Source organism: Myxococcus faecalis (genome assembly GCF_050039385.1).
GTDB classification, from domain to species: Bacteria; Myxococcota; Myxococcia; order Myxococcales; family Myxococcaceae; genus Myxococcus; species Myxococcus fulvus.
Genome location: NZ_CP144336.1, coordinates 5,656,495 through 5,676,915 on the forward strand (window position 1 = coordinate 5,656,495; position 20,421 = coordinate 5,676,915).

At 71.6% G+C, this 20,421-nt stretch carries 14 protein-coding genes; 9 read left to right on the plus strand and 5 right to left on the minus strand.

Translation table 11 applies throughout. The features are described from left to right. The first annotated feature begins 160 nt into the window (after positions 1-160). Positions 161-412, plus strand: coding sequence for a hypothetical protein (locus VZQ01_RS22680; protein ID WP_141323499.1), 252 nt, complete (start codon positions 161-163; stop codon positions 410-412). Positions 413-578: 166 nt separating this feature from the next. After that, a complete protein-coding gene (locus VZQ01_RS22685) occupies positions 579-2,975 on the plus strand; it encodes a sensor histidine kinase (protein WP_426748984.1) in 2,397 nt (798 codons plus the stop codon). A 19-nt stretch (positions 2,976-2,994) separates the two neighbouring features. Here the strand turns inward: VZQ01_RS22685 and VZQ01_RS22690 are convergent, their stop codons facing one another. Then, a complete protein-coding gene (locus VZQ01_RS22690) occupies positions 2,995-3,366 on the minus strand; it encodes a response regulator (RefSeq protein WP_267699036.1) in 372 nt (123 codons plus the stop codon). 119 nt (positions 3,367-3,485) lie between these two features. Beyond that, positions 3,486-4,625 carry a protein kinase domain-containing protein gene (locus VZQ01_RS22695; protein ID WP_223751934.1) on the minus strand — a complete coding sequence of 380 codons (1,140 nt, stop codon included), beginning with the start codon at positions 4,623-4,625 and terminating at the stop codon, positions 3,486-3,488. A gap of 569 nt (positions 4,626-5,194) precedes the next feature. On the opposite strand from VZQ01_RS22695, the gene VZQ01_RS22700 reads away from it, so the two are divergent. Beyond that, positions 5,195-5,665: a helix-turn-helix domain-containing protein gene (locus tag VZQ01_RS22700; RefSeq protein ID WP_324289143.1), complete on the plus strand. Its 471-nt coding sequence runs from the start codon at positions 5,195-5,197 to the stop codon at positions 5,663-5,665. A 3-nt stretch (positions 5,666-5,668) separates the two neighbouring features. Here VZQ01_RS22700 and VZQ01_RS22705 read toward each other — a convergent pair whose 3' ends face one another. After that, entirely contained in the window at positions 5,669-5,920 is a 252-nt protein-coding gene (locus tag VZQ01_RS22705) for a hypothetical protein (RefSeq protein WP_223751933.1), read from the minus strand. A 435-nt stretch (positions 5,921-6,355) separates the two neighbouring features. Here VZQ01_RS22705 and VZQ01_RS22710 point away from each other — a divergent pair, with 435 nt between their 5' ends. From VZQ01_RS22710 to VZQ01_RS22735, 6 genes are all read left to right on the plus strand, one after another. Continuing rightward, positions 6,356-9,097, plus strand: coding sequence for a TonB-dependent receptor domain-containing protein (locus tag VZQ01_RS22710; protein WP_426748985.1), 2,742 nt, complete (start codon positions 6,356-6,358; stop codon positions 9,095-9,097). Between the two features lie 180 nt (positions 9,098-9,277). Continuing rightward, positions 9,278-11,077, plus strand: a complete 1,800-nt coding sequence (locus tag VZQ01_RS22715) for a hybrid sensor histidine kinase/response regulator (protein ID WP_426744457.1) — start codon at positions 9,278-9,280, stop codon at positions 11,075-11,077. Positions 11,078-11,468: 391 nt separating this feature from the next. Next, positions 11,469-13,316 carry a sensor histidine kinase gene (locus VZQ01_RS22720; protein WP_426744459.1) on the plus strand — a complete coding sequence of 616 codons (1,848 nt, stop codon included), beginning with the start codon at positions 11,469-11,471 and terminating at the stop codon, positions 13,314-13,316. A gap of 221 nt (positions 13,317-13,537) precedes the next feature. Continuing rightward, the gene (locus tag VZQ01_RS22725) at positions 13,538-14,509 is read left to right on the plus strand and encodes a hypothetical protein (protein WP_267699040.1); all 972 of its coding nucleotides are present in this window, start codon (positions 13,538-13,540) and stop codon (positions 14,507-14,509) included. A gap of 450 nt (positions 14,510-14,959) precedes the next feature. After that, positions 14,960-15,820: an MbnP family copper-binding protein gene (locus tag VZQ01_RS22730; RefSeq protein ID WP_426744462.1), complete on the plus strand. Its 861-nt coding sequence runs from the start codon at positions 14,960-14,962 to the stop codon at positions 15,818-15,820. Between the two features lie 16 nt (positions 15,821-15,836). Further along, positions 15,837-16,982: an MbnH family di-heme enzyme gene (locus VZQ01_RS22735; RefSeq protein ID WP_426744463.1), complete on the plus strand. Its 1,146-nt coding sequence runs from the start codon at positions 15,837-15,839 to the stop codon at positions 16,980-16,982. A 10-nt stretch (positions 16,983-16,992) separates the two neighbouring features. Here the strand turns inward: VZQ01_RS22735 and VZQ01_RS22740 are convergent, their stop codons facing one another. Both VZQ01_RS22740 and VZQ01_RS22745 read right to left on the minus strand, forming a co-directional pair. Continuing rightward, positions 16,993-17,928 carry a WD40 repeat domain-containing protein gene (locus tag VZQ01_RS22740; protein ID WP_426744465.1) on the minus strand — a complete coding sequence of 312 codons (936 nt, stop codon included), beginning with the start codon at positions 17,926-17,928 and terminating at the stop codon, positions 16,993-16,995. An 83-nt stretch (positions 17,929-18,011) separates the two neighbouring features. After that, on the minus strand, positions 18,012-20,414 hold the full coding sequence (locus tag VZQ01_RS22745) for a hypothetical protein (RefSeq protein WP_426744467.1): 2,403 nt from the start codon (positions 20,412-20,414) through the stop codon (positions 18,012-18,014). Between the last annotated feature and the right edge of the window lie 7 nt (positions 20,415-20,421).

The following is a 20,421-nucleotide window of genomic DNA, read 5'->3' on the forward strand; positions in this document are numbered from 1 at the left end:
GCGGCCACCGAAGCCCGTCGTTGGCTGGAGGACAGCCTGGCACATGACGCGCGGCGGCTCGCGGGGAATCCAGATTCGCGGAAGTTGGAAACGAACGAGTGCCTTGGACCCCAGGCACGTCTTGTTCCAGGGGGCCGAGGTGGTCAACCTGACATGGACCATGGCACTGCGACTCCAGCTCATGCCCGAGGCCTTGTGTACGCTCCGCGAGTGTTCCGCGCCGGTCCGGCAGCAGCTCCAGGGAGAGCTGGCGGCGCTGGCCGCGGGGCTGCCGCTGGAAGGTCCCCTGTCTCCGGGACAGGCGGGCCTGGTGGTCCTGGGTTCGGGCTTCCGGGTCCATTACCTGCTGGAGCAGGAGCACCGCCTGCTGCGGCTGACGGAGGTCACCGCGCCCACCTCCCCGTGGGGGTGAGAGACAGGGCGTGAAGTGTGGGCTGGATGGCGCAAGCCATCTCGGCGGTTGTCCGGGCTCTGTGAGTGACCTAGACCCGGGGCACCCCCTGTGCCCGGAACCCCACCCCGACACGCCCTTGCCCATCCCCCTGGCTGACTTCCTGCTGAAGAACCGCGACGCCATCATGTCGGCCTGGGAGGTGGAGGTGCGCTCCATCCCCGCCGCCCAGGCGCTGGCGGGCCCCGCGCTGCGCAACGGCCTGCCCCGGTTGCTGGAGACCATCGCGTTGATGATGCGCGAGCCCCGCCCGGAGCTGGCCTCGGGGCTGGGCGCCATCAGCGACCACCACGCCCTGGAGCGGCTGGGCGAGGGCTTCGACCTGCGTCAGGTGGTGGTGGAGTACCGGCTGTTGCGCTCGTGCGTGCTGCGCCTGTGGTCCTCGCGCGGGAGCGCCACGCCGCGGCCGGAGGAGGAGCGCATCTTCCACGAGGCCATGGACGAGGCGGTGGCCGCGTCCGTCAGCCGCTACACCCGCGCGCGCGAGCGCACGCTCCAGGCGCTGGACCGCATCAGCGCGGCGGCGCTGGGCAGCCCCGACGTGGCGGGCTTCCTGCCCCGGCTGCTCCAGGTGCTGCGCGAGACGGTGGTCGCGGTGGACGTGGCCGTGGTGCTGCTGCGCGAGGGCGATGACCTGCTGCGCGTGGAGAGCGCCGTGGGTGAGGGCGTGGACGTGGGGGGGCGCGTCCCGGTGGGCCAGGGCTTCGCCGGCACCATCGCCGCCACCCGCAAGCCCCTGCTGGTGCACGACGCGAGCCGTGACGTGCGCGTCCGCTCGGACGTGGTGCGCACCTCCGACGTGCGCGCGCTGTACGGCGTGCCGCTGGTGCTCGACGACGCGCTCATCGGCGTGGCGCTGATGGGCAGCCGCGCCACCAGCGAGCTGTCCGAGGAGGACTTGTTGTTGTTCCGCGCGATGGCGAACCGGGCCACCGCGCTGCTCGCGCAGGCGCAGGCGCACGCCCGCGAGCGCGAGGCCCACGAGGAGGCGGAGGTGTCGCTGGGGCGGCTTCGCGAGAGCGAGGCGGGCCTCAAGCGCTGGGAGGAGGTCTTCTTCCGCCTGGGCGTGGGCGTGGTGGTGGTGGCCGGCGAGCACGACGTGCTGCTGGACGTGAATCCCGCCTTCGCGCGCATGCACGGGGCCACGCCCGAGGAGCTGGTGGGCAAACCGTTGGAGACGGTCATCGCCCCGGAGGCGCGCGGCATGCTCCCGCGTCACGCGGCGGCGGCGCGCTCCAAGCCCTCGCACGAGTACGAGTCCCTGCACCTGCGCAAGGACGGCAGCCGCTTCCCCGCCTTCACCCACGTGACGGCCTTCCGCGACGAGACGGGCAAGGTGTCCCAGCGCGTGGCCACGGTGATGGACATCACCCAGCGGCGCGCGGTGGAGACGGACCGGCAGCGGCTCTTGTCCACCATCGAGTCGGAGCGCGCGCGGCTGGCGGCGGTGCTCGAGCAGCTCCCCGCGGGCGTGGTCATCGCGGACGCGGCCAGCGGCCGGCTGGCGCTCGCCAACCGGCAGGTCTCCACGCTCACCGGCCGCCCGTTCCAGCCCATGTCCAACGTGGACGCCTTCGCGGGGGACTACGGCGCCTGCCACCTGGACGGGCGCCCGTACGCGCCGGAGCAGTGGCCCTTGTCGCGCAGCCTGCGCACGGGCGAGGTGGTGCAGGGCGAGGAGGGGATGCTGCGGCACGAGGATGGCCGCTCGATGACGGTGCTCGTCTCCAGCGCGCCCATCCGCGACAGGGACGGGGACATCATTGCGGGCGTGGCCACGCTGACGGACGTCACCGAGCGCCGGCGCGCCCAGGAGGCCGCGCTGCAGGCGGCGCGCTTCGGCGAGCGGCTCATCGCCATCGTCAGCCACGACCTGCGCAACCCCCTCAACGCCATCCACCTGTCCACCACGCAGCTCTTGCACAGCGAGGCCCTGCCCGAGCGCGAGCGCCGGCTCGTCACGCGCATCGCCCGCTCCAGCGCGCGGATGACGCGGATGATTTCGGAGCTCCTGGACTTCACGCGCGGCCGGCTGGGTGGCGGCATCCCCGTGCATCGCACCGCGGGGGATTTGCGCGCCGTGGTGCGCCAGGGCGTGGAGGAGCTGGAGGCCGCGTGGCCGGAGCGTACCCTGCGCGTGGCGGGCGGCAGCGGGCGCTACGAGGGGCAGTGGGACGCGGACCGGCTGCTGCAGGTGGTGAGCAACCTGGGCGGCAACGCGCTCCAGTACAGCGCGGCGGATGTGCCCGTCACCCTCACGCTGACGGACCAGGGCGACACGGTGGTGCTGGAGGTGCACAACCCGGGCGAGCCCATCTCCCCGGACGCGCTGCCCCACCTGTTCGACCCGTTCCGCCGCGCGGGCCACAGCCATCAGGGAGGCGGCAACAGCGGGGGCCTGGGCCTGGGGCTCTACATCGTCGAGCAGGTGGTGAAGGGCCACGGGGGCCACATCGAGGTGACGTCCACGCAAGAGACCGGCACGGTGTTCCGGGTGACGCTGCCGCGCGCGCCGCCGGCCTGAGGCAGGGCGGGGGCTTCCTTCAGCCCTGCGTGCTCACCACGCGGGCCAGTGTGGCGCGCAGCTCGGAGAGGTCTACCGGCTTGGGCACGGTGCCCTGGATGCCCTCGGGCAGGGCCTGGTGGTTGCCCGCGCCGGAGACGACGACGACGGGCAGCTGCTTGAGCCGGTCATCCTCGCGCACGTGGCGCATCAGCTCCCAGCCGCTCATCACCGGCATCATCAGGTCCAGCAGCACCGCGTCCGGACAGGGCAGCCGCGACAGGCGCTCCAGCGCGGACTGGCCGTTGCCGGCCGTCTCCACGGTGAAGCCCTCCAGGGTCAGGAACTCCTCCAGGAGTTCCCGACTGTCGACGTGGTCTTCCACCAGGAGGACGAGGCTGGGCGTGCACATGGAGACTCAGCCTCGTACCGGCGTCCGACATCCGCCAGCCGCGGCGCGTCGAGACGTCCTCGCGTGGACGTCCCGGGTGTCCACCCGTGAACATCGGGCGATTCGGAGGTGAGCGAAGCTCAGCTCGCGGGGTCCTCCTCCGGCAGCAGCCTGTCCTCCAGCACCTCCTCCGGGGACTCGCCCGCCTGCACGCGCAGCGCCGCGTAGCGCAGGCCCGTCACCTCCGCGAGCGCCTCCGCCCGGCCGAAGACCAGCCCCGCGCGGCGCGCGTACAGCCGCAGGGCCCGCGCCAGCTCCGCGCCCGTGGAGAAGCGCTCCTCGCGCGCCGGCGCCAGCGTGCCCCTCAGCAGCGGCTGGAAGGCCGCCGGCACCGAGCGCAGCGCGTCCTCCAAATCATCATGGCCGTAGGCGCGGATGCGGCGGCGCAGCTCCCGGGCGGCGGCCAGGCCCACCGCGTTCTTCATGGCGTCCTCCAGCGCCTCGCCGGCGTCGGACGGCGGCTGGGTGAGCGCGCGCTCGTGGCGGTGGCGGCGCTCGGCCTCGAAGCGGTCCGCGCCCTCGAAGAGGTGGCGGCCGGTGAGCAATTGCAGCAGCACCAGCCCCAGGCCGAACAGGTCCGCGCGGCCGTCCAGCGGCTGGCGCGCGACGTGCTCGGGCGCGGCGTAGGCCAGGCTCACGGGGGGCGCGGCGCGCGCGGCGTCCCCGGAGAACACGCAGGTGGCGGCGCCGAAGTCGAGCAGCTTCACCGCGCCGTGCTCGGTGACGAGGATGTTGTGGGGTGCCACGTCGCGGTGGACCACGCGCAGCGGGTGGCCGTGCTCGTCGGTGAGGGTGTGGGCGTGGTGGAGCGCCTCGGCGATCTCGGCGGCGACGTAGAGCGCGAAGCCCTCCGAGAAGGGCAGGTGCGAGCGGGAAGACGCCTCCAGCAGCGCGTCCAGCCGGTGGCCGGGCGTGTGCTCGAAGACGAGCACCGGCGTGTCGTCCGGGCCCTTGAGGTGGTGCACGGAGACGACGTTGGGGTGGTGCAGCAGCGCGGTGAGCCGGCCCTCCTCCAGCAGCCGGTGGATGGCCGCGGCGTCCTCGCCCAGCGGGCGCTTGATGACCGCGTAGCCGCAGAAGTCCGCCTCGTAGCGACGACGGGCGAGCAGCAGCTCCCCATGGTGCGCGGCCCCCAAGGACCTCACGAACTCATACGACGCGCGGCCGGAGCGCAGCAGGACTTCCGGAGGCATGGAGGCGTCGGACGACGGGGGCGACATGGTCGGCTCTCCTTGCGACGGCGATGGGCCCGATGGGCCCGTGGGCGCACCGTGAAAAGTATGTTCGTCCTCCGGCTGGAAGTCACCCCATGGGTAGTGCGTGCCCCGTCCACCGCGGCCGGCTCCCAGCGCCCGTTCCTTTCGCGCGCCATCCGTCCGCTGACGGTGGAGCCCCTGCCCGGGGTGGTTCCTGTTTCCGACCTTGAACAGTTTGGGGCCGAAGTCTTGATTTTCAGTTTTGCGAATGGGAGGTGTGAGGTGGGCTCCGAGGGATGTCCAGGACCTGGGAGGGCGGTCCCGGATGGCCAGGGAAGTCCAGCGGTGGACGCTGGACGTCCCAGGTCGGATGGAGCGAGGCCCACCGAGGGGCGGCGGGGGGAGGGCGGTGGACGCGCGAGGCCGGGGTGGGAGGGGTGGCGGGAGGGCTGGACCCGGGTCCGAGGACTACCCGGCGTATCGGTATTTCGCCTGATGACGTGGTGGGTTATAAGCCGGTCCGGACACACGTCCGAGGGAGGCCTGAGGCGGTGCAGGCCGGGGCCTCGGTCCGAACTCACAAGGTTGACGCGGTGAAGACCCACCCTGCAGGTTCCTCCACCCCTCGCAAGTCGTCCCGCGCGTCCAGCAAGGGCCGACCGAGCGACCGTGCCCGTCAGTCGCGTCAGCAGCTGGAGCGGCGGCTGGCGGTGAGCGTGGGCGAGGAGGCCCGCTCGGCGCGGATGCGCGCGGGGCTGACCCAGGCGGACGTGGCCGAGCGCATCGGCATCGCCGCGGAGGTCTACGGGCGGATGGAGCGCGGGAAGATGATGCCCAGCGTGCCCACGCTGTTCCGGCTCTGCCTGGCGCTGCGGCTGTCGGCGGACGTGGGGCTGGGGCTCGTGACGGCGGCCTCGGTGGGGGCGGCGCTGTGGGAGGAGGACTCGCGGGACAAGGACCACCTGCCGGAGATGCGGCGCCTCTTGCGCACGCTGCGGCGCATGTCCCGCGGACAGCTCAAGCTCGTCAACCAGGTGGCCGCCGCCATCCTGCCGCAGCGCTGAGCGTCAGCGGCTCGGCAGGCAGAGCGTGTCGGCCGGGCAGCGCTCGGGGAGCGGTGCTCCGGGGCGCACGGACTCCCCCGGGTGCGTGGGCGTCTCACGGGGAGCCCGTGTCTGCTCCGCGGTGAGCGCGCCCCGCGCGGTGGACTCGGCCGAGGCGGCGGGCATGAAGCTCAGCGCCACCAGCACCAGCAACACGCCCAGCAGCAGCTGGAGCAGGCGACCTCGCAGGATGCGGAGGGAAGGCGGGGCGATCATCTCGCGAGCCTCCGCGCGGCGCGCGCTCGGGCGAGGACGACGCCCCGGCCCACCGGAGAGGCCGAGGACACGAGGGGAGACGGGGACGACGACGGGGCGATGACGGCCCGCCGGCACCAGGACAGGGACAGACGAAAACGCATGACGCGGGGCTCCGGAGTGCGGGGAAGTTGGTGAGCCCTCCCTCTGGTGTCCTCCCTCCCTCCAGGACAGGCCCGTTGTTCACCCCAGGACGTGCCACGTCCCCTCCGTCCGGCACCGGACGCGGGGCGCGCGCGACGATTGCCCGTGCTCTCCGGGTGACGCCTCGGCGGCCTGGGCGCTTGTCACCCCGCCGGGTCCCTGGCCTCATGGAGTCTCGAGGGGCCCACGAGAAGCGACGTGACGGATTCGATTCGGGGAAGGCGGCGGCGAGGACGCTGGCCGCGCGTGCTCATGGCGGTGTGGCTGCTGGCGCTGTGCGCGCCGGTGGGCCGCGCGAGCGCCCAGGCCCCGTCCACCCCCGACGCGGGCGTGCCCCCCGTGGCCGCCGAGGTGGACCTCTCGCGCACGGACGCGGGCTGGACGGTGGACACGGGGCCCTCCGACGCGGGGTCCGTCTTCCTGCCGCCCACGCTCGCCCAGGATGCCCCCGCGCCGTATCCGCCCCAGCTCGCCGCCGAGCGCGTCTCGGGTGTCGTCCGGCTGGAGCTGCTCATCGACGCGTCCGGCGAGGTGGAGTCCGCCACCCTGGTCCAGGGCATCCACCCGCTGTTGGACCGGGCCGCGCTGCACGCCGCGCCCGGCCTGCGCTTCACGCCCGCCACCGTGGACGGCCAGCCGGTGGCGGTGCGGCTGGGCTTCGAGTACCGCTTCGAGGCGCCCGTGCTCGCGCCCGACGCCGTGGCCCAGGCCCCCGTCACGCTGAGCGGGCGCGTGCGCACCAAGGGCAACCGGCGCCCCGTCGTCGGCGCCACGCTGGTGTCCGAGGCCGTCCCCGACGCGCCGGTGCAGACGGACGCGCAAGGGGTCTTCCAGGCGCGCTGGCCCGCGGGGGAGCACCGCGTGCGCGTGTCCGCGCCGGGCCACAAGGCGGGGACCTTCCGCGAGGTGTTGAAGGTGCAGGAGGCGCTGGAGGTGGTGTACGGGCTGGAGCCGCTGGTCATCAACCCGTACGAGACGGTGGTGCGCGCGGACCGCGAGCGCACCGAGGTCAGCCGCGTGACGCTGCACGACGCGGAGCTGCGCGAGGTGCCCGGCACCATGGGCGACCCGTTCCGCGTCGTCATGCTGCTGCCGGGCGTGGGCAGCATGCTGTCCGGCGTGGCCTACCCGGTGGTGCGCGGCAGCCAGCCCGCGGCCACGGGCTACTTCCTGGACGGCATCCGCGTCCCCATCCTGTTCCACCTGTTCCTCGGCCCCGCCGTCATCCACCCGGACTTCATCGACACCATCGACTTCTTCCCGGGCTCGCCGCCGCCGCGCTACGGGCGGCTGCTGGGCGGCGCCATCGAGGGCCGGCTGAGCCGTCCGCGCGATGACCGCGTCCACGGCAGCGCGTACGCGGACCTCATCAACGCGGGCTTCTTCCTGGAGACGCCGTTCCCGTCCACCGGCACCAACGTCAGCGTGGCGGGCCGCTACTCCTATACGCCGTGGCTCATCGCGCTGGCGGCCAACAAGCTGCAGGACCCGCCCGCGCCGGGGCGGCTCAACGAGAAGGTGGTGCTCGACTTCTGGGACTACCAGCTGCGCGTGGAGCAGGACGTGGGCCGGGGCAAGCTGCGGCTGTTCGCGTTCGGCTCGTCGGACACCTTCGGCACCGAGGCCCAGGATGCGTTCGGCGACACGGCGATGCAGTCCATCGTCTTCCACCGCATGGACCTGCGCCACCGCCACCCGCTGGGGGGCGGAGAGCTGGAGCTGGGCGTGACGTGGGGCCTGGACCGCTTCGCCATCGTCAGCAGCGACCCGCCGAGCGACGCCACCGCCATCCACATCGACCAGGGCACGTGGGCCGCGCGCGCGGGCTACACCGTGCCGTTGGACCCCGCCGTGACGCTGCGGCTGGGCGGGGACGTGGACCACAAGCGCGCCATCGTCGACTTCTACGAGCTGACGCCCGACGAGCAGACCGAGCAGCTGGCCCCCGTGGCGCTGGCCACGTTCATGGGCGCGTGGGCGGAGCTGGTGTACCAGCCCTCGCCCCGGTGGTCCTTCGTGCCGGGCCTGCGCGTGGACAACTACCACCTGTCGCCCGGCATCGACCACGCGGTGCTGGAGCCCCGGCTCACCGTGCGCCACCAGTTCAACGACGCGCTGGTGCTCAAGGGCTCCGCGGGCCTGTTCCACCAGCCGCCCACGTCCCTCATCAGCCTGCCCGTGGTGGACGTGGGCAGCCTGCTGTTGGGCCTGCAGCGCGGCGTGCAGCTGTCGCTGGGCGCCGAGTGGAAGGCGCTCAAGGGCCTGGAGCTGGGCGTGGACGCGTACGTCAACCCGCTGGTGCGCACGATTGAGCTGACGCCCTTCTCCGACGAGGGCCTGACGGACGAGGAGACGCCGCTGCCGGACCCGGAGCCCGGCATCCCCGACCGGGGCGACATCGACTTCCCGGACTTCCAGAGCAGCGGCGTGGCCTACGGCCTGGAGCTGCTCATCCGCCACCCGCTGGGGGACAACTGGTTCGGCTGGCTGTCGTACACGCTGCAGCGCAGCCTGCGCCGCACGCGCTTCTACCGGTACGACTTCGAGGGCAACGTCATGGGCGAGGCGACGGGGGATTTGCCCTTCGCGTTCGACCAGACGCACGTGCTCAACCTGGTGCTCAGCTACAAGTTCTCCAACAGCGTCACGCTGGGCGGGGTGCTGCACTTCAACACCGGCCGCCCCGAGTACGGGACGCTGGGCACCCAGACGCACCGTCCGGGACGCGACGCCACGGGCCGGCCGTCGTGGGTGAAGGCGGACCGGGACGCGGTGGACCGGCTGCCGCCGTTCTTCCGCTTCGACATGCGCCTGTCGAAGGCCTGGGTCTATGAGACGTTCAGCCTGGAGGCCTACCTGGACATGCTCAATGTCACCATCAGTCAGGAGACGGTGAGCTTCGAGTACGACGGGGGCGGCGGCCGGCCGCTGTCCAAGAAAGCCGTGGGGCTGCCCATCGTCCTGCCCATCCTGGGGATGAAGGGGCGATACTGAACCCCACGATTGATGGATAGCGCACGCTTGCCGGCCCTCCCCGCGAGCGGCTTGCCCCAGGAGGGGGAGGGCACGGTTTGATTCGGGCCTGGAGCGTGTTGAAGGGAGCCGACCTGCCCCCAGGACGGATGGACACTCCCAGGCTCGACGGTGGACCGCCCGACATCAGGTGAAGACGCCATGTTCCACGAAGGGATTGCGACGACGATGTCGGAACGGCCGCCGCGGCGGGAGACGTCTCCGCGCGGCGTGATGGGGCTGGCCAGCCTCCCCGCGCCGCAGGACAGTGCTTCCGACAACACCCTGCTGCAGGGCGCCGAGGCGCCCGGCGTGCTGGTGGTGGACGACAACCCCGCCAACCTGGTCTCGCTGGAGGCCATCCTCGAGCCGCTCGGCGTGCGCCTGACGAAGGCGAGCTCGGGGGAGCAGGCGCTGCGCTTCCTGTTGCGCGAGGACTACGCGGTCATCCTGCTGGACGTGCGGATGACGGGGATGAACGGCTTCGAGACCGCGTCGCTCATCAAGCAGCGCGAGCGCACGCGCAACGTGCCCATCATCTTCCTCACCGCGTACGGCCGCGACGACACGGAGCTCGTCACCGGCTACTCCACCGGCGCGGTGGACTTCCTGCAGAAGCCCTTCCCGCCGGAGGTGCTGCGCTCCAAGGTGTCCGTCTTCGTGGAGCTGTTCCGCGCGCAGCACCAGGTGCGGGCGCAGGCGGAGCTCTTGCGTCAGAAGGAAGCGGAGGCGCGGGAGCTGGCGCACCGGGCCGCGGGGCACATCGACCGGCTGCGCGACTTCACCGCGCGGCTGTCGGAGGCGAGCACCGTGGCGGAGGTGTGCCGGGCCCTGTTCGAGCAGGGGCTGGTGGCCGCGGGCGCCAAGGCGGGCGCGGTCAATCTCTTGAGCGATGACGGCGAGGCGCTCGAAATCGTGGACGCGGTGGGCTACCCGGAGCAGGTGCTGTCGCGCTGGCGGCGCATCCCCCTGTCCCAGCGCGTGCCCCTGACGGAGGCGGTGCGCGAGCAGAAGCCCATCTGGCTGGGCTCGCTGGAGGAGTGGACCGAGCGCTACCCGCACCTCAACGCGCACGGCATCCACGAGTCCGCCATCGCGCTGCCGCTGCTGGTGAAGGGGCGGGCGCTGGGCGTCATCGGCCTGTCGTTCGCGCGGGCGCGGCTGTTCACGGAGATGGACCGGGCGTTCTTCTCCGCGCTGGCGCACGCGTGCGCGCAGGCGCTGGAGCAGGTGCGCCTCGTCACCGAGGAGCGCCGCGTGCACGAGGAGCTGCGGCGGCGCTCGGAGTTCGAGCAGCAGCTGGTGGGAATCGTCAGCCACGATTTGCGCAACCCCCTGGCCGCCATCTCCATGTCGGTGGGGCTGCTGGAGAAGAAGAACGAGCTGTCCGACAGCCAGAAGCGCACGGTGCAGCGCATCGGCCAGGCCTCCGAGCGCGCGGCGCGGATGATTCGCGACCTGCTCGACTTCACCAAGGCGCGGCTGGGCGGCGGCATCGCCCTGCACCGCCAACCCACGGACCTGAAGGACGTGGTGACGCAGGTGCTGGACGAGGTGCAGGTGGCCCACCCCGGGCGGCATGTCGACGTGGAGGTGGCGTCGGACGTGCGCGGGGAGTGGGACCCGGACCGCATCGCCCAGGTGCTGACGAACCTGCTCTCCAACGCGCTGGCCTACAGCCCGCAGGGCGCGCCCGTGCGGCTGCGCACGTTCGCGGAAGGGGGCCACGCGCTCATCAGCGTCTACAACGGCGGGGACCCGATTCCGCACGAGCTGTTGTCGCGGCTGTTCGAGCCGATGACGCGCGGCTCGCTCAAGGAGGGCCAGTCCAGCCGCAGCATCGGCCTGGGGCTCTACATCGTCCGGGACATCGTCCGGGGGCATGGGGGCAGCGTGGACGTGGTGTCCTCCCAGTCCGACGGGACGACCTTCACGGTCCGCCTGCCCCGGCTGACCGGGTGAGTCAGGTCCTGGCCCCTGTGGGTGCGGCGCCTTCCTGCCCTGGGGGGCAGTGGCGGGTGTCACCCGGGGTGCATTTTGCTTCGGGGCGCGGGTCGGTAGGGGGCCGCGGCGCCCCGGGTGGGTTCGGGGCCGCGGGGCGGAGTGTCTCTCGCCAGCGCAATGCTTACGGGTGAGCACTGCGGGAAGGGCTGTACCCGAGGACAAGTTCGCGACACCTCGGACATGGCACTCTCTGCCAACGCGCGGTGCGCGCCCCGGTCCCCGCACGTGGGCTCCAGGGGTGCTGCTCGCCGGGGGGAAGTCGATGGTGAGCCTGTCGTCGCTGCCGGGGCCTGCCCTGGCACGGTCGCTCCATGCCGCAAGTCCCGCACCGTGCATCCGCCTGGAGGCCGTGCGGGGGAGCTCGGGAGAGGTGCTCGACTTCGAGTGCGCGTCGCTCAACGCGGCCGCGGAGCACCTGGTGCGCGACTGGGGCGTGCCCTCGTGTGTCTCGCGCTGGGCCCAGCAGGGGCTGGGCGGCGTGGACCTGGAGGCGTGCGTGCGCACGGCGTCGTCCGGTGTGCCCCTGGCCGCGACGCTGCGGCTGACGCGCGACGGGCTCCACGGGCGCTTCCAGGTGGTGGGCGTGAGGGAGGCGGAAGGGCTGGTGCTGTGGCTGCTGGAGCCGGAGGGGGGGGACCCGGCGGTGGTGGAGGGCGCGCTGGAGCGCGAGCGCGAGGCGCGGCGTCGGGCGGAGGCGGCGCTGGAGGCCGCGCGCGACGCGCTGGCTCGCGAGGAGCTGCTGCGACAGGCCTTGTCCAAGGCGCGCATGGTGGCGTGGGAGTGGACCGAGGCGCGGCGCGCGGTGACCTGGTCCCAGGACGCGGCGGGCTTCTTCGGCCAGTCGCCGGGCGCGCTGGGCGGCTCGCTGCCGTCCTTCCTGTCCTGCGTCGTGGTGGAGGACCGGCCCCGGGTGGCGCGGGGCATCGAGCAGGCGCTGGCGATGGACGGCGCGTACTCGCTCAAGTTCCGCTGCCGCCACCAGGACGGCTCCACGCACTGGTACGAGGCGGTGGGCCAGAGCTTCCACGAGGAGGAGCGGCCCCACCGCATGGTGGGGGTGGTGGCGGACTGCACCGAGCGCGAGGCGGCGGAGGCGGTGCTGCGCGAGGCGGAGGAGCGCTACCGGCTGGCGGCGCGCGCCACCCATGACGTGTTGTGGGATTGCGATTTGGAGACGGGCCGGGTGCGCTGGGACGGGGGCCAGGAGGAGCTGTTCGGCTACGGCCCGGAGGCGGCGGACCACGACTTCGCGTGGTGGACCCAGCGGCTGCACCCCGACGAGCGGGAGTCGGTGTCCCGGGGCCTGCACGACTTCATCGCGTCCGACGAGGACGCGTGGCAGGCGGAGTACCGCTTCCGCAAGGACGACGGCGGCTGGGTCCACGTCCTGGACCGGGGCGTGCTGTCGCGCGACGCGGCCGGGCGGCCGGTGCGGATGATTGGCTCCATGATGGACATCACCGAGCGCAAGCGCACTCTGGAGCGGCTGGCGGAGGAGGCGGAGTTCCGCGAGCGCTTCATCGGTATCCTCGGCCACGACTTGCGCAACCCCCTCAACGCGATAACGCTGTCCGCGCGCGCCCTGCGCCGGCGCGCGCCCCTGAGCTCCACCCAACAGCAGATGGCCCAGCGCATCGAGGCGAGCGCCGAGCGCATGGGCACCATGATTTCGGACATCCTCGATTTGACGCGCGCGCGGCTGTCCGGCGGCATCCCCTTGCAGGTGGCGCCGGCCAACCTGTCCAACGTGTGTCGACAGGTGGTGGAGGAGCTGTCGGCGGTGCATCCGGACCGCTACATCGCCTTCGACGTGGACGGCCGCTCCGACGGATTCTGGGACGCGGACCGGCTGGCGCAGGTGCTCAGCAACCTGGTGGGTAATGCCCTGGAGCACGGCGCCCAGGATGCCCCCGTGCTGCTGCGATGTCTGGATTTGGAGACCCGGCAGGTGGTGGAGGTCCACAACCCCGGGGCGCCCATCCCCGCGCCGCAGCTGGCGACGCTGTTCGACCCGTTCCGTCAGGCGGGCGCCGCGCGAGAGAAGGGCCGGCGCCGCGGCGGGCTGGGCCTGGGCCTCTTCATCGTCCGGGAAATCGTCCACGCGCATGGCGGCAGCGTGGACGTGCGCTCCTCCGAGCTGGACGGCACCACCTTCACCGTGACGCTCCCGCGCGACGCGCGACGCGCGAGCCGGTAGATGTTTCACGCACGGCTCGCGGTGTGTCACGGCCCGTGAATCACCGTCCACCGTGAGGCGATACACGGCGCAAGCGTCAGCCGTCTCACGCTGACGCTGTCTGGCGAAGGACTTCCTCCCAGGAATTGGACGTGAGGACACCTGTCACCTCCGGCGACAGGGACTACCCGTTGTCTCAGCCGCGGAGGTGCCGCGGTGACCCCCAACGCGGAGCCTGTCCCATGCGCTTGTCCTTCATCCGTTCCCAGTCTCGTGGTTTCTCGTCCCGTCTCGTCCGCGCGTGGGCCCTGCCCGCGCTCCTCGCCGGCGCCGTCGGCTGTGGCCCGGAGGGCGTGAGCCCGGTCGACCCGAGCGAGTCGGTGGATACCCACGAAGCCGGCCTGGTGTCGACGAACGGCTTGTCGACGAACGGGCTCTCCACCAACGGGCTGTCGACGAACGGCCTGTCCACCAATGGCTTGTCGACGAACGGGCTCTCCACCAACGGGCTGTCGACGAACGGGTTGTTCAATACATGGTTCAGCTCGAACCCGGCGGCGGGCGACCAGCTGATGCGCTACGTGGCCCGCTGCGCTCTGTCGTCCTCCCAGACCCTGACGTACACCCATAACGGAACGACGTACTCGTGGCCCGGCTCACTGGGGCTGGCGCCGACCTGGTCCACCACGAACCAGCCCGCGTCGGTGGCGGAGCAGCAGGTGGTGTCCGCGTGCCTGGCGGCGCACGCGAACAAGTTCGGTGTGCACGTGAACATCTCCGTGCAGGGGCGCGGCGCGACGAACGTGAGCATCCCCACCACGACGGAGGAGGTCCAGACGTACAGCCAGAAGGAGGCGTGCTTCTTTGGCAACCTGTTCAACAACGAGGGCCTCTTCGCGGCGAACGACGCCAACTACCTGGCCTATGACCAGAGCACGGTGCGCACCTGCGGCCTGTCGTCGTGGAGCGGCGACGCGGCGTGCGCGCCCACCATCCAGCACGTGGGCTCCTGCCTGGACCACTGCCAGCTGGACGCGACGCGCACGCACTACTCGCGCTGCACGTACAACGGCGTCGAGTACAAGCCGCTCGTCACGCGCATCCGTCCCCAGGACATCTACCGCTGCGGCGACGGCGTCTGCCAGGTCTCCGAGAAGTGCGGCACGGGCGTGACGCCGGACAGCTGCAAGGCGGACTGCGGCACCTGCCAGTGAGCTTCCTGGCGACCCGCCCATGACACGCGGCTCCCCGCGCCGCGCGGAAGCGTGAGGCCCAACCCCGGGTGTCCTCCCCCTTCCCGATGAAGCAGCACCCCGAGCGTCTGTCCCGGACGCGCGAGTCGAGCCTTCCCCCATTCAGCACGCCCAGGTCTTCGCGAGGGACTTCCCCCGAAGTCTCCGAAGCCCGGGTCCCCCTCCTCGGTGAGTCGACTGCCCCTGGTTCCTGACCAGGCGGGCGGACGTGTGCGCCGGGATGACGGGGGGGACCCGAGGGCACGTCTGGCGGGGGACTGGCGATATGTCCGGATTCCGGCGGCGTTAGCGACCCCGGGGCTCCCGCCCGACGGCGGGCATTCCCGCCGCGACAACATGCCACAGCCGGCGGGTCTCCCCTTGCTGGTACCCATGCCTCATCGCTGAGTCACCGTCCTGGAGGTCATCTCGATGAACGCCGTCTGGAAGCCCCTGTCGCGAGCCCTGCTGCCCGCCCTGCTGCTCGCCGCCCAGGGCTGCGGCGGAGACGATGACGTCGAGTCCAAGGCGTACACCGTGCGCTTCAGCCCGCAGGTCCGGCAGGAGGCGCTGTCGTGCACCACCAGCTTCACCGACATCGGCACGTCGCGCGGCGTCATCGAGCTGCTGGACTTCCGCATGTACGTGCGCGACGTCACCCTCATCCGCGCCAACGGCGAGCGCCACGCGCTGAAGCTCGCGCAGGACGGCGAGTGGCAGCGTGACGCCATCGCGCTCCTGGACTTCGAGGACGGTACCGGCACCTGCCGCACGGGCAGCCCCGGGACGCACCGCGAGGTGACGGGCACGGCGCCCGAGCACGACGACTACACGGGCCTGGAGTTCAAGGTGGGCCTGCCCCCCGACAGGAACCACCTGGACGTGGAGGTGGAGCCCGCGCCCCTGGACGTGCGTGACATGTGGTGGAGCTGGCAGGGCGGCTACAAGTTCGTGAAGCTGGACATCCGCTCGCAGCAGAACGCGGCCTACTACTTCCACCTGGGCGCGTCCGGCTGTCAGGGCTCCAACGCGGACGGCTACACGTGCGGCGCGGCCAACCAGGCCACCGTCGCGCTGGACGGCTTCGACCCGGAGACGAACCAGGTGGTGCTGGACGTCGCGGGCCTGCTGTCGGAGCTGGACGTGAATCGCACGCCGACGGGCTCGGACATGATGCCCGGCTGCATGTCCGGCCCCACGGACCCGGAGTGCCCGCCGCTGTTGTCGCAGTTCGGCCTGAACGCGGACGGCACCCCCAAGGCGCTGCCGAAGACGTTCTTCAAGGTGCGCTGAGAGAAGGAGCGGGCTGATGTCTTCGCGTGCGGGGAAGCTGAGCGTGGCCGTGGCCCTGCTGTCGGCCGCGGGCTGTGGGGGTGACGCGCCGGGACGTCCGGCGCCGCCGGCCTACGCGTGGAGCCTGCCCGCGGGCTTCCCCGAGCCCTTCGTGCCCGAGGACAACCCCATGTCCGTGGAGAAGGTGGAGCTGGGGCGCCACCTCTTCCACGACGCGCGGCTGTCGGGCAACGGCACCATGTCCTGCGCGAGCTGCCACGAGCAGGCCCGGGCCTTCTCCGACGGCAAGGCCACGCCCACGGGCTCCACGGGCGACCACGTCGCGCGCAACTCGCCGGGCCTGGCCAACGTGGCGTACCTGGGCACGTACACCTGGGCCAACCCGCTGCTGGAGACGCTGGAGTCGCAGGCGCTGGTGCCGCTGTTCAACGAGTTCCCCACCGAGCTGGGGCTGACGCCGAAGCTGGAGGAGGCGCTCGAGCGGCTGCGCGCTGACGCGAAGTACCCGGAGCTGTTCCGCGCGGCGTTCCCGGACGCACCGGAGCCGGTGAGCCAGGGCTCCATCGTGAAGGCGCTCGCGTCCTTCCAGCGCACGCTGCTGTCGGGGAACTCGCCGTATGACCGCTACCTGCAGGGCGACAACGCGGCGCTGTCGCGCTCGGCCCGGCGGGGCATGGAGCTGTTCTTCGGCGAGCGGGCGGAGTGCTACCACTGCCACAGCGGCCGGCACCTCTCGAACTCGTTCCGCGCCAAGGACACCAAGCCCCAGGTGGCGCAGTTCTTCAACACGGGCCTGTACGACTTGGACGGCAAGGGCGCGTACCCGCCGGACAACCCGGGCCTGTTCGAGTTCACCCACGACGCGCTGGACCACGGCCGCTTCCGCGTGCCGCAGCTGCGCAACGTGGAGCTGACGGCGCCGTACATGCACGACGGCAGCATCCCCACGCTGGAGGCCGTCATCGAGCACTACACGTCCGGTGGCCGCAACGTGACGGAGGGGCCGCTGGCGGGTGACGGGCGCAACAACCCGAACAAGGACCCGCTGGTGCGGCCCTTCGAGCTGTCCGACGAGGAGAAGCAGGACCTCATCGCCTTCCTGAAGAGCCTCACGGACACGGACTTCACCACGGACCCGCGCTTCTCCAATCCGTGGAAGTGAGCGCCCTGGCTCAGCGCGACTCCGTGGGCAGGCCCCACAGGCCCACGGTGCCGTCGTCCTCGCCCCACGCGATGACGGTGCCGTCCGGGCTGAAGGCCGCGTTGGCGGCGTAGAAGTCGTTGTCCACCTCGTGGCGGAACACGCGCGTGCTCGTCCGCGCGTCGAGCACGCTGAAGCCGTACCGGGTGACGGTGAGCAGTCCGCCGTCGGGGCTGAAGGTCGCCTGGCTCGAGCCCGCCACCGGGCCCCGGAGCGTCCCGGCGAGGCCCCCGTCGCTCAGGCGGAAGCGCTGGATGCGCGGGCCGGTCGTCGTGGCGACCAGCTCCGTGCCCCCGGGGTGGAAGGCGACCGAGACGAACTGCTCGTCGGCCTCCACGTGCACGAGGATGGGATTGCCGCTCGCCACGTCCCAGACGACGACGTGGCCGCGCAGGCAGGCGGCGGCCAGCAGCCGCCCGTCCGGCGAGAACGCGAGCCTGGCGACCTCCTGTTGGGGCCCCTGGAGCTGACCGAGCGACGTCCAGGTCCGCGTGTCCCACAACAGCACGCTGCCGGTGAGGTCGTGCATCGCGAGCCGGGTGCCGTCGGGGCTCACCTCCAGCCCGCGCACCTCGTAGTCGGGTACGCGGCTCAGCCGCAGCGGCCGGCCGTCCTCCAGCGAGTACAGCCCGACCTGGAAGCGCGCGTCCGTCACCGCGAGGCCGCCGAGCGAGGGCAGCGCCTGCACCGCCACGCCTTGCGAGACGGTGACCTCGCCCAGCTGCCGCTCCTCCCGCCAGCGCCACCAGCGCAGCCGCTCGCCGCCCTTCTGCTCCAGCGCCACCAGCAGCTCTCCGTCGGAGGAGAAGGCGACCTGCTGGAACTCGACGGGGCCGGGCGCGGGCGTGCCCAGCCGGGAGCGCTGGACCCAGCGCGGGCCATTGTCGGAACGGAGGACCTGCGTCATTCGGCGGACTCCCGATACAAGAGACACGAAGGCCCCGGGCCACCCGTGGTGTGTCACGGATGGCCCGGGGATTCATCATCGCACTACGGCAGCAGGTCGAAGTGCGTCTGCTTCATCCAGACCTTCTCCAGCTCGTTGATGGCGTCGGGGTACTTGCTCAGCACCTCGTCGGGGCGCACGTTCATCGTCGCGGCGAACCAGTTGCGGACCTGGAGCATGGCGCCCGCCGAGTCCGTCCACTCGGGCGGACTGAAGACGTCCTCGTCGATGGGATACCCGTCGTCGTCGAACTTCTTGGCGCCCGTCACCTTGGCCACGATGGCATCCCGGTTGATGTTGCCCGCGGGGTCGGCAATCTCCCGTCGGAAATAGGCGGGCCGGGAGGGGGTGGCCGCTTGGATGCGGACGACGGAGCCATCCACGTGGACCCAGTTTCCGGACCCCGCCGGAGCCAGCTCCGTGAAGTTCAATTGCTGCAGCCGCGTCTTGAGCTCCGCCACCGTCTTGCCGGGCATGGTGCCCAGCGCCTTGACCGCCTGGCCATGCGTCAGGGCGTACTGGCGCTTCAGCGCGGGGAGGCTGAGCATGCTCATCTCCTCCAGCTCCCGCAGACCCTTCTTCTTGAGGAGCTGGGCGAGCTTGCTGACGTGCTCCTCGCCCACGTTGACCATGATGCGTTTGACTTCCTTGCCGGTCAGCCCGCCCACGTGGGGGATGGCCTGGGGTCCCAGCGCCTGCACCATGTGCATGCGGGTGAAGTTGTCGGGGAGGTCGTTCCAGGCCCGGATGAGCGTCTCGCACTCGTTGGCGATGGCCTTGCCCAGGGGCGCCACGGCGTCGGCCACGCCGCGCCAGAACTTGCCGCTGCCGACGATGAGGCCCAGGCCGGAGAACATGCGCTCCCCCACCTCGAGCCGCCTGCCGCCGGGGATGCAGTGCTCCCAGCCGGTGACCACCTCGCACAGGTCGATGAAGTCGCCCACCGGCGTCAGCGCCAGGCCGAAGAACGCCACCTCCTTGATGATGACCTGGGCCTCCTCGCCGATGCCGAACAGCCGCGTGATGATGTTCGGGTCCTCGGCCATCGCGCCGTTCTCGACCGACTGCCAGCCGCCGCGCAGACCGTCGAGCGTCTCCAGGATGGCGTCCTGCTGCGCGGTGGGCGAAGCGCCCTGCCAGAGGTTGAGGTTGGCCTGCAGCCCGTCCGCCTGGTTGCGGGTGTCCGCGCGTCCACGCAGGTACTCGATGAGCGCCTTCGTGGACGGGCGCACCGGCGTGTCGAGGAACCAGCCCTCCTCGTCCATGTGCTGCCGCACCGTGTTCAGCACCAGGGTGCGGGCGTTGATGAACGCGCCCACCTCCTCCTGGGACACCGCCGAGCCGCGGCCCTGGATGGCCTTCTCGAAGATGTCCTGGTTCTGGCGCCAGGAGCGGGTGATGCTCATGAAGCCCGAGCGGTTGACCACCGCGCCGTTCTGCCGCGTCGTCTCCAGCTGCTGGAGCACCTGCTGCGCGTAGGCGAGGTACGGGTCGTTGTCCGGGTCGAAGTCGTCGGGCACGTTGAGGTCCGGCAGCTCCACGTCCGGGATGTCCTCGGCGTCCTTGCCCGGCTGGTAGGTGCCGGAGTCGCCCAGGTCCGGGCCGCTCGGCGGCGGCGTGCCCGCGAGCCAGTCATCCAGTCCGCCCAGCTGCCCGCGGAACTCGTCCATGATGCGCGTCAGCTCCGTGCGCAGCGCCTCCAGGTCCTTCTTCAAGTCGCGCAGCAGCTGCTGGAGCGCGCTCCGCACGCGCGGGTCGATGTCGCCGTAGCGCGAGAGGATGTCGTTGAGGTCCGCCTCGGTGATGGAGTCGAGCGGGCGCTTGGACAGCTCGTCGATCTCCGCCTTCAGCTCGGCGAGCCGGTCCAGCTCCGCCTGCGCGGCGGCGAGGTCGCCGCCGAGGCTGAGCAGCTGCGCCTTGCGGTCGTGCAGCGTCTGCTCCAGCCGCTCCAGGTTCGCCGACAGCCCGGGGTTGATCTCCTTCAGGTCGAGCATCACCGAGGACTCGCCCTCGAAGTGGGTGCCCCGGCGCTTGACCATGAAGAGGGGGCGGGCCGACAGGCCGCCCGTCTCCAGCGTGACGAAGTCATCCGCGATGACACACGTCTGCGTGGAACCGGTGACGGCGGCGCCGAAGTAGAAGTGGTTCGCGCCCCAGCGCAGCAGCGTGGCGTTGAAGCCCGCCGTGAAGATGTTGGAGTCGTCGCCGTTGCCGTAGAGCACGTAGCGGTTCGGCGCGGTGTACGTGGGCAGGGGGACGGCGTTGACGGAGAAGTTCGCCTGGCCCTCCTGCGCCAGCCCGGTCGTGACCTGGCAGCTCCCCTGGCTGCGGAAGGACGTGGACTTCCAGGCGATGGCGTAGTTGCGGTAGGTGGCGTCCGCGTCGTCGGGCGCCAGGGCCGTGCCCGCGAGCAGCAGGGCCAGGGCCCGTGACAGGAATGGTCTCATGGGTGGG